This is a genomic window from Ideonella sp. B508-1, from assembly GCF_000333615.1.
Taxonomy (GTDB): Bacteria; Pseudomonadota; Gammaproteobacteria; order Burkholderiales; family Burkholderiaceae_C; genus Ideonella.
The window spans coordinates 1-10,015 of sequence record NZ_BADL01000583.1 but is presented as its reverse complement, the minus strand read 5'-3'; the positions used below and the strand labels follow the sequence as shown (position 1 = coordinate 10,015).

General features: G+C 66.6%; 6 protein-coding genes, 1 other RNA gene and 3 pseudogenes. 6 read left to right on the top strand and 4 right to left on the bottom strand.

Annotated elements, in window-relative coordinates:
- Positions 1 to 70 precede the first annotated feature (70 nt).
- The 4 genes from ssrA to ompA all read right to left on the bottom strand — a co-directional run bounded on the left by ssrA (position 71) and on the right by ompA (position 2,537).
- Positions 71 to 441: a transfer-messenger RNA gene (gene ssrA / locus I73_RS31975) on the bottom strand.
- Between the two features lie 15 nt (positions 442 to 456).
- Positions 457 to 1,119, bottom strand: coding sequence for a phosphoglycolate phosphatase (gene gph, locus I73_RS23090; RefSeq protein ID WP_026097114.1), 663 nt, complete (start codon positions 1,117 to 1,119; stop codon positions 457 to 459).
- Positions 1,116 to 1,817: a bifunctional 2-polyprenyl-6-hydroxyphenol methylase/3-demethylubiquinol 3-O-methyltransferase UbiG gene (gene ubiG / locus I73_RS23085; RefSeq protein ID WP_022982786.1), complete on the bottom strand. Its 702-nt coding sequence runs from the start codon at positions 1,815 to 1,817 to the stop codon at positions 1,116 to 1,118. Before ubiG ends, gph begins: the two co-directional genes overlap by 4 nt.
- A gap of 72 nt (positions 1,818 to 1,889) precedes the next feature.
- Positions 1,890 to 2,537: an outer membrane protein OmpA gene (gene ompA / locus I73_RS23080; RefSeq protein WP_022982785.1), complete on the bottom strand. Its 648-nt coding sequence runs from the start codon at positions 2,535 to 2,537 to the stop codon at positions 1,890 to 1,892.
- A gap of 272 nt (positions 2,538 to 2,809) precedes the next feature.
- Between ompA and gyrA the strand changes: the two are divergent.
- The 6 genes and pseudogenes from gyrA to I73_RS23050 all read left to right on the top strand — a co-directional run.
- Positions 2,810 to 5,438: pseudogene (gene gyrA, locus I73_RS30105) on the top strand (DNA gyrase subunit A).
- Positions 5,435 to 6,016 (top strand): DUF2059 domain-containing protein, encoded by a 582-nt coding sequence (locus I73_RS23070; protein WP_022982784.1) that lies wholly within the window; start codon positions 5,435 to 5,437, stop codon positions 6,014 to 6,016. The pseudogene gyrA and the gene I73_RS23070 overlap by 4 nt, the downstream one beginning before the upstream one ends.
- A gap of 32 nt (positions 6,017 to 6,048) precedes the next feature.
- Positions 6,049 to 7,152: a 3-phosphoserine/phosphohydroxythreonine transaminase gene (gene serC, locus I73_RS23065; protein ID WP_022982783.1), complete on the top strand. Its 1,104-nt coding sequence runs from the start codon at positions 6,049 to 6,051 to the stop codon at positions 7,150 to 7,152.
- Positions 7,145 to 8,258: pseudogene (gene pheA, locus I73_RS34505) on the top strand (prephenate dehydratase). Before serC ends, pheA begins: the two are co-directional and overlap by 8 nt.
- 13 nt (positions 8,259 to 8,271) lie before the next feature.
- Complete coding sequence (locus I73_RS23055; protein WP_026097112.1) at positions 8,272 to 9,147, top strand: prephenate dehydrogenase/arogenate dehydrogenase family protein; 876 nt, start codon at positions 8,272 to 8,274, stop codon at positions 9,145 to 9,147.
- A gap of 60 nt (positions 9,148 to 9,207) precedes the next feature.
- Positions 9,208 to 10,015: pseudogene (locus I73_RS23050) on the top strand (bifunctional 3-phosphoshikimate 1-carboxyvinyltransferase/cytidylate kinase); the annotation flags it as partial.

Sequence of the window (10,015 nt, the reverse complement as noted above, 5' to 3'; positions counted from 1 at the left end):
CAAGAAAAAGCCCTAGAGCGTTGATTCTCTAGGGCTTTTGCACTGTTGCGGCTCTTTGTGGAGCCTTGTATGGTGGAGCCGGGGGGAATTGAACCCCCGTCCGCAAGCCATCGCCAGGTAGATCTACATGCTTAGCTGACTGATTTGAGTCTCGTGCCTTCAGTCGCGCAGCAGCACGCTACCGATGACACCAGCCACTTGATCTCACCCCCTGGTGCATGGCCAACCAGGAGACCAGCCCATGTGAATGACCTCTCAGCGCTTGCCTTGCGGCTCACGCCCGGCCCATGGGCCAACCGTTGAGAGGCTCACCGGTGTTAAGCGGCGAGGGCGAAACGTTCGTCGTTCGCAGTTACTTTGTTTCCAGTGGTTTAACGAGCGAACTGGTGCTCGACATGCACTATCCCAACTCCGCACCCACGTCGAAACCAGGTCGGCCCCAGGATGACGCGTAGTTTAGGCCAGATTCAGCCAGTTCAAGAGCTCTTGTGGCGTTTCGATGACCTGATCGGCCCCCCAGTCGTGCACCGCTTCTCCCACACCCAGGTAACCCCAGGTCACCGCCACAGTCCGCATGCCCGCTGCCCGCCCGGCTTGCACGTCCCGCAGGTCGTCACCCACGTAGACGCAGTCGCTGGCTGCCACACGGAGTCGGGATGCAGCCTCAAGCAGAGGCGCCGGATGAGGCTTGGCATGGGGTGTGGTGTCTCCGCAGACCAGCACCGCACTGTGCTGCGCCAGGCCCAGCCCCTGCACCACAGGCTCCGCGTACCGTGTGGACTTGTTGGTGACGATGCCCCAGGGCAGGCCGCGAGAGGCCAGCGCCTCCAAGAGCCAGGCTGACTGCTCGAAGACCCGGGTCTGATCCAGCAGGTGGCCCTGGTACTCTGCCAGGAAGGCGTCCTTGAGCTCGTCAAACCCTTCGGCGCCGGGCTGAAGATTGAACCCCGCGCCGACCATGCCGCGCGCGCCACTGCCCACCAGAGGACGCAGCGCGCTGTAGGGCAGAGGATCCATGCCACGCTGCTGCCGCAGACGGTTGAGCGCCCCCGCCAGGTCCGGCGCGCTGTCGATCAGGGTGCCGTCCAGATCGAACAACACCGCCGCGCAGGCACTCATGCGCTCTTGCGGCATGCCACCAGATAGTTGACTGAGGTGTCTTCGGACAACCAGTAGCGCTTGGTCAAGGGGTTGTATTCCATGCCCTTGAATCCCTCGACCGACAGACCTGCCGCCCGGATGTGCGCGGACAGCTCGCTGGGCTTGATGAAGCGGGCGTACTCGTGCGTGCCCTTGGGCAGCAGCTTGAGCACATGCTCGGCCCCGACGATGGCGAACAGGAAGGCCTTGGGGTTGCGGTTGATCGTCGAGAAAAACACCCAGCCCCCCGGACGGACGAGCTGCGCACAAGCACGGACGATGGAGGCCGGGTCCGGCACATGTTCCAGCATCTCCATGCAGGTCACGACATCGAAGCTGGCCGGGCGCTCGGCCGCCAGATCCTCGGCGGCCACTTCCCGATACGCCAGATTCTCGACACCGGCCTCCAGCGCGTGAAGCTGGGCCACCTTGAGCGGCTTGACGGACAGGTCGATGCCCAAGACCTTGGCCTTGCGGCGGGCCATCGACTCGGCCAGGATGCCGCCGCCACACCCGACGTCCAGCACCTCGGCCTCGTCCAGCCGAGCCTGCACCGCGATCCAGTCCAAGCGCAGAGGGTTGATCTGATGGAGCGGAGCGAATTCACCTTCGGTGTCCCACCAGCGGTGGGCCAGTTCTCCGAATTTGTCGAGTTCTTGGGGGTCTGCGTTCACCATGGGCGTGATGTTAGCGGCAGAAAAGAAAAAACCCCGCCGAGGCGGGGTTTCGAGCAACAGCCGGAAGGCTGATTACTTGGCGCGGGTACCGACCACTTCGATTTCCACGCGGCGGTTCTTGGCGCGGCCTTCGGCGGTCTTGTTGGAGGCCACGGGCTGCTTCTTGCCCTTGCCTTCGGTGTACACGCGGGTCTTCTCGATGCCCTTGCTCACCAGGTAAGCCTTGACCGAGTCAGCACGCTTGACCGACAGCTTCTGGTTGTAAGCGTCGGAACCGATGCTGTCGGTGTGGCCGACGGCGATGATGACTTCCAGGTTCATGCCGGAGGTCTTGGACACCAGGTCGTCCAGCTTTTCCTTGGCGGCCGGCTTCAGGGTCGCCTTGTCAAAGTCGAAGAAGGTGTCGGCAGCGTAGGTCACCTTCTCGCTGGTCGGCGCGGCAGGCACCGGAGCGGGAGCGGGCGCCGGGGCCGGAGCCGGGGCAGCCACAGGGGCGGGAGCCGGAGCGGGAGCGGCCGGAGCAGGCACGCCATCGCAACCCTGAACGCCGGTGGCCGGGGTCCAGTTGGCATCACGCCAGCACAGTTCGTTGGTGCCGTTTTTCCAAACGGTGCCGTCCGTGGCGCGCCAGTTGTCGACCGACTGGGCCAGAGCGCTCGACAGGGGAGCGGCAAGCGCAGCGGCTGCAAACAGCATCGCCACCTTGTTCAGTTTCTTCATGATTCTCCTCTCAAGGAAAGCCGCAGGTTGTCTGCGATATGTCCAAATCGGAAGCGAGATAAACGACAGGCAGCCCAAGGAAAGGACCGCTTGCCATCGACGACTGATTGTGCCATAGGGCGTCCGATTGGCCGTATTGTGTGCCAGGCCCCGCCCAAAGCGACCGCCCTTGTTGCTCCAGAGCCACAAGGGCCGCGGTTTAGAATCAGACGTTCGACCTGCTGCGCCCACGCCTCTGTGGCGCCCTTCTGGCTTCGCGTCACGCTCTCTTCATGACTTCATTCGCCAAGGAAACCCTGCCCATCAGCCTCGAAGAGGAGATGCGGCGTTCGTATCTGGACTACGCGATGAGCGTCATCGTCGGGCGCGCCCTGCCCGACGCCCGAGATGGCCTGAAGCCGGTGCACCGGCGCGTGCTCTTCGCGATGCACGAGCTCAACAACGACTGGAACAGGCCTTACAAGAAGTCGGCCCGTATCGTCGGTGACGTCATCGGTAAGTACCACCCGCACGGAGACACCGCGGTCTACGACACCATCGTCCGGATGGCGCAGGACTTCTCGCTGCGTCACATGCTGGTGGACGGACAGGGCAACTTCGGCTCGGTGGACGGCGACAACGCGGCCGCCATGCGGTACACCGAAATCCGTCTGGCCAAGGTCGCCCACGAAATGCTGGCCGACATCGACAAGGAAACTGTCGATTTCGGCCCGAACTATGACGGTTCGGAGAAAGAACCCCTGGTTCTGCCGACGCGCCTGCCCAATTTGCTGGTCAACGGCTCGGCCGGTAGTGCGGTGGGCATGGCCACGAATATTCCGCCGCACAACCTCAACGAGGTGGGGATGCCTGCTTGCACCTGCTGAAAGTCCCGGAGGCGACGCTGGAACAGTTGATGGAGATCATCCCGGCGCCGGACTTCCCGACCGCCGGCATCTTTTACGGCGTCAACGGCTTGCGGGAGGGCTACGCACCCGGCCGCGGCAAGGGGTGATGCGCGCCAAGGTCCACTTCGAGGACATCGACCGCGGTCAGCGCCAAGCGATCATCGTTGACGAGATCCCCTACCAGGTCAACAAGAAGACGCTGCTGGAACGCATTGCCGAGCTGGTGCACGAGAAGAAGCTCGAGGGCATCAGCCACATCCAGGACGAGTCCGACAAATCCGGCATGCGGGTGGTGATCGAGCTCAAGCGCGGCGAAGTGCCCGAGGTGGTGCTCAACAACCTATACAAGCAGACCCAGCTGCAGGACACCTTCGGCATCAACATGGTGGCGCTGGTGGACGGCCAGCCCAAGCTGTGCAACCTCAAGCAGCTGCTGGAGATCTTCCTGGAGCACCGCCGCGAGGTGGTGACCCGCCGCACCGTCTACGAACTGCGCAAGGCCCGCGAGCGCGGCCATGTGCTGGAAGGCCTGGCCGTTGCGCTGGCCAACATCGACGAGTTCATCCGCATCATCAAGGAATCGCCCACCCCGCCGGTGGCCAAGATGGCCCTGATGCAGCAGAGCTGGGATTCCTCGCTGGTGCGCGAGATGCTCTCGCGCGCCGAGGGTGAGAACCCCGGTGGCGCCGCCGCCTATCGGCCGGAAGGCCTGCCGATGAACTTCGGCATGCAGGCCGACGGCCTGTACCGCCTGTCGGAAGACCAGGCCGGCGAAATCCTGCAGATGCGCCTGCAGCGCCTGACCGGCCTGGAGCAGGACAAGATCATCGGCGAGTACCGCGAGGTGATGGCCCAGATCGCCGACCTGCTGGACATCCTGGCCAAGCCGGCCCGGGTGACCACGATCATCAGCGAGGAACTCATTGCCCTGCGCCAGGAATTCGGCCAGACCAAGATCGGCGCACGCCGCTCGGTGGTCGAGCACAACGTGCAGGAACTGGGCACCGAGGACCTGATCACCCCCACCGACATGGTGGTGACGCTCAGCCACACCGGCTACATCAAGAGCCAGCCGCTGGCCGAGTACCGCGCCCAGCGCCGTGGTGGCCGCGGCAAGCAGGCCACCGCCACCAAGGAAGACGACTGGGTCGACCAGCTCTTCATCGCCAACACCCACGACTGGATCCTGTGCTTCAGCGACCTGGGACGGGTGTACTGGCTCAAGGTCTGGGAGGTGCCGCAGGGCGGCCGCGCCAGCCGTGGCAAGCCCATCGTCAACATGTTCCCGCTGCAACCGGGCGAGAAGGTGACCGTGGTGCTGCCGCTGACCGGCGAGTTCCGCAGCTTCCCCGAGGACCACTACGTCTTCATGGCCACCAAGATGGGCACGGTCAAGAAGACGCCGCTGAACGACTTCAGCAACCCGCGCAAGGCCGGCATCATCGCCGTGGGCCTGGACGAGGGCGACTTCCTGATCGGCGCGGCGCTGACCGACGGCAAGCACGACGTCATGCTCTTCAGCGACAGCGGCAAGGCCGTGCGCTTTGACGAGGACGATGTGCGCCCGATGGGCCGCAGCGCCCGCGGCGTGCGCGGCATGATGCTGGAGGACGGCCAGTCGCTGATCGCGATGCTGGTGGCCGAGGACGAGACCCAGTCTGTGCTGACCGCCACCGAGAACGGCTTCGGCAAGCGCACCTCCATCGTCGAGTACACCCGCCACGGCCGTGGCACCAAGGGCATGATCGCCATCCAGCAGAGCGAGCGCAACGGCAAGGTCGTGGCCGCCACGCTGGTGCGTCCGGAGGACGAGATCATGCTGATCACCGACAAGGGCGTGCTGGTGCGCACCCGCGTCGCCGAAATCCGCGAACTGGGCCGGGCCACACAGGGGGTCACGCTGATCGCCCTGGACGACGGCGCCAAGCTGAGCGGCCTGCAACGCATCGTCGAAAACGATGCAGGCGCCGCCGATGGCGACGCGAACGGTTCGACCGAGGACACTGCTGAATGACCCCCAAGATGACCCGCTGGACCGTGGCCCTGGCCGCCGGCCTGCTGCTGACCGGTTTGGCCCAGGCCCAGACGAAGAAGGAACTGATCGCCAAGGTCATCCAGCTGCAGCAGCCCTCCGTGGAGAACGTGGCCCGCACCATCGCGGCCCAGACGGCGCAGCAGATCCTGGAAGCCACCGGCCCCGCCTTGGCCCAGCAGCCAGCGGACAAGCGCGAGGCCGTGGCCAAGGATGTGCAGGCCGAGGTGAAGAAGTTCTACGGCGACATCGAACCTGTCCTGCGTGACCGCGCCGTCAAGCTGGCGCCGGCCGCCATGGCACCGGTGCTGGAAGAGAAGTTCAGCGAGGACGAGCTCAAGCAGCTGGTCGCCTGGCTGGAATCCTCCACGGCCAAGAAGTTCAACGAGTCGGCGCCGATGCTGCTGGACGCCATGCAGCAAAAGCTGGTGACCGACACCCGCGGCACGGTCGAACCCAAGATCAAGGCTTTGGAAACCACGCTGCGCAAGAAGCTGGGCCTGCCCGCAGCGGCCCCTGCCAGCCCGGCCGCGTCGGCGGCCAAGCCCGCCAAGAAGTGAGCCTTTCCCGTTCGTCACCGCCCCTCAAGCGCATGAGCACGCCGCACCGCCCCTTCAACTTCTCCGCCGGCCCGGCCGTTCTGCCTGAAGAGGTGCTGCGCCAGGCCGCCGAGGAGATGCTGGACTGGCACGGCTCGGGCATGAGCGTGATGGAGATGAGCCACCGCGGCAAGGAATTCATCTCCATCTATGAAGAGGCCGAGCGCACGGTGCGCAGCCTGCTGCAGGTGCCGTCCAACTTCCGCATCCTGTTCATGCAGGGTGGCGGTCTGGGCGAGAACGCCATCGTGCCGATGAACCTCTCCCGGGGCGGCCTGGTGGACGTGGTCGTCACCGGCTCCTGGAGCCAGAAGTCGCTGAAAGAGGCCGGCAAGTACGCCGATGCTCGCGCTGCCGCCAGCAACGAGGGCGATGGCCACCACAGCGTGCCTGCGCCGGCCAGCTGGCAACTGCGCGAGGGTGCGGCCTACCTGCACATCTGTTCCAACGAGACCATCCACGGCGTAGAGTACGCCGAACTGCCCGATCTGGCCGCCCTGGGCAGCACGGCGCCGCTGGTGGTGGATGCCTCCTCGCACATCCTCTCGCGCGGCATCGACTGGTCCCGCGTGGGTGCACTGTTTGCCGGCGCGCAGAAGAACATCGGCCCGGCCGGCGTGACCCTGGTCTTCGTGCGCGAGGACTTGCTGGACCGCGCCCTGCCCGTCTGCCCCTCGGCCTTCAGCTACAAGCTGGTGGCCGAGAACCAGTCCATGTTCAACACCCCGCCGACCTACGGCATCTACATCGCCGGCCTGGTCTTCCAGTGGATCCAGCGCCAGGGCGGGGTGCCCGAAATGGAGCGGCGCGCCATCGCCCGCTCTGCCCTGGTCTACGACGCTCTGGACCACAGCGACGGCTTCTACCGCAACCCGGTGGCGCCCGCCGCCCGCTCCCGGATGAACATCCCGTTCTTCCTGGCGGATGAATCGCTCAACGACGCCTTCCTCGCCGGAGCACGCGAGGCGGGCCTGCTGCAACTCAAGGGCCACAAGTCCGTGGGGGGCATGCGCGCTTCTCTCTACAACGCCATGCCGCTCGCCGGTGCCCAGGCACTGGTGGATTACCTCCAAGACTTTGCCCGCCGCCATGGCTGACCCCCAAGCCACCCCGCCCGACGTTCCCGAAGAACTGCTGGCCCTGCGCCACCAGATCGACACCCTCGACCGCGACCTGCTGGCCCTGATCAACCGCCGCGCGGCGCTGGCCCAGGCCGTCGGCGAGATCAAGAAGAAGGAAGGCTCGGTCGTCTTCCGCCCCGAGCGCGAGGCCCAGGTCATCGACGGCCTGAAGGCCGTCAACCCCGGCCCGCTGAAGACCGAAAGCATCGCCCCCATCTGGCGCGAGGTGATGTCGGCCTGCCGTGCCCTGGAGACGCCCACCCGCGTGGCCTTTCTGGGCCCGGCCGGCACCTTCAGCGAAGAGGCCGCCCTGGGCTTCTTCGGCTCCTCCATCGTGCGGGTGCCCTGCGCCAGCATCGACGATGTGTTCCGCACACCGCCGCCGGCGCGGCCGACTTCGGCGTGGTGCCGGTCGAGAACTCCACCGAGGGCGTGGTCGCCCGCTCGCTGGACATCTTCCTGACCACCCCGTTGTCATCATCGGCGAGACCAGCCTCTTCGTGCGGCACAACCTGCTGCGCAGGGAAAACCAGTTGGACGGCATCGAGGCCGTGGTGGCCCACCCGCAGGCCCTGGCGCAGTGCCACGGCTGGCTGTCGGCCCACCTGCCCCAGGTGGAACGGCGCCCGGTCTCCAGCAACGCCGAAGGCGCCCGCCTGGCGGCCCTGGACCCGAAGCTGGCCGCCATTGCCAGCGCGCGCGCGGGCAGCGAATACGGCCTGCACCTGATCGCCCCGGCCATCCAGGACGACACCCACAACCGCACCCGTTTCGCCATCGTCACCGACCCGCACCGCCATCCGATGCCCCGCGCCTCGGGCCACGACTGCACCAGCCTGGTCGTCTCGGTGAGCAACCGTCCGGGTGCTGTCCACGACATGCTGGTGCCGTTGAAGCAGCATGGCGTGTCGATGACCCGCTTCGAATCCCGCCCGGCCCGCTCGGGCCAGTGGGAGTACTACTTCTACATCGACCTGCAGGGCCACCCTGATGACCCGCAGGTGGCCACCGCGCTGCGCGAACTGCGTGGCGCCTGCGCCTACTTCAAGGTGCTGGGCACCTACCCGCTGGACGTGCACTGACGTCATGGCGGCGATGTTCAAGCAACTGGGCCTGATCGGCTGCGGACTGATGGGGGGCTCCTTCGCCCTGGCCATGAAGCAGGCCGGCCTGGTGGACCGGGTGATCGGCTACAGCAAGTCGCCCTCCACCACCGAGAAGGCCAAACAGTTGGGCGTGATCGACCAGGTGGCCGAAAGCGCGCTGCTGGCCGTCTCCGGCGCCGACGTGGTGCTGCTGGCGGTGCCGGTGGCAGCCACCGAGTCCACCTTCAAGGCCATCCGCCACCTCGTCAGCCCTGGCACCCTGTTCATGGACGTGGGCAGCACCAAGCGCGACGTGGTGGATGCCGCCCGCCGCGCCCTGAAGGACCGCATCGGCGCCTTCGTGCCGGCCCACCCGATCGCGGGCAAGGAGCTGTCCGGCGTGCAGCATGCCGACGCCCAGCTCTACCGCGAGCAACAGGTCATCCTCACCCCCCTGCCCCAGACCCGGCCGGAGCTGGTCGAGAAGGCCCGGGCCCTCTGGGGCGCCCTCGGTGCGCGGGTACGCGTCATGACGCCGGAGGCGCATGACGCCGCCTTCGCGGCCGTCAGCCACTTCCCCCACCTGCTGGCCTTTGCCTACTTCACCGGCATCCTGCAGCAGGAAGAGGCCGAGGAGTTCCTGCGCCTGGCCGGCCCGGGCTTTCGCGACTTCACCCGCATCGCAGCCAGCGATCCGGCGATGTGGCGCGACGTGCTGATCGCCAACCGCGAGGAAATCCTCAAGCAGTCCGAATTCTTCCGTGGCGCCCTGGGCGTGCTGGAGCAGACCCTGAGAGACTGCGAAGGCGATGCGCTGGAGGCGCTGGTGCGCGGCGTGTCTGAAGCGCGCAGCCACTGGCGCATGGGTTCCGGCCGCCCACGCTGAAGCCTTTTCTCTCTGACGCCGGCCCGCCGCCATGCTGGGCCGCTTTTCCTGTCGTCCGCCATGTACACGACCGAATTCCTCGACCTCCCGCCCCTGGTCCGTGCCGGTGGACGCGTGCGCCTGCCCGGCTCCAAAAGCATCTCCAACCGCGTGCTGCTGCTGGCCGGCCTGGCGGCCGGCACCACCGAAGTCCACGACCTGCTGGATTCGGACGACACCCGGGTGATGCTCGACGCGCTGCGCCAGCTGGGCTGTGGCCTGCAGCGTGACGGCGACGTTCTGAAAGTCACCGGCCTGGGCGGACAACTGGCCCGCAAGGACGCCCAGCTCTTCCTGGGCAATGCCGGCACCGCGATGCGCCCGCTGACCGCCGCGCTGGCGGTGCTGGCGGCCAGCCAGGGCGGGCAGTTCCAACTCTCGGGCGTGGCCCGCATGCACGAGCGCCCCATCGGCGACCTGGTGCAGGCCCTGCGCCAGCTGGGCTGCCCGGTGGCCGACCTGGGTCAGCCCGGCTTCCCCCCGCTGCAGGTGGGCGACGGCGGCGTGCATGCCCTGAACACCGCTGCCCCCATCCGCGTGCGCGGGGATGTCTCCAGCCAGTTCCTCACCGCCTTGCTGTTGGCCCTGCCCCTGGTCACCACCCACAGACCGGTGACCATCGAGGTCGACGGCGAGCTGATCTCCAAGCCCTACATCGACATCACGCTGCGCCTGCTGGCGCGCTTCGGCATCGCGGTGGAGCGCGAGGGCTACCAGCGCTTCGTGCTGCCCCAGGGCTCGGCCTACCGCACGCCGGGCCGCATCCATGTCGAGGGGGACGCCTCGTCGGCCTCCTACTTCATCGCCCTGGGCGCCATCGCGGGCACGG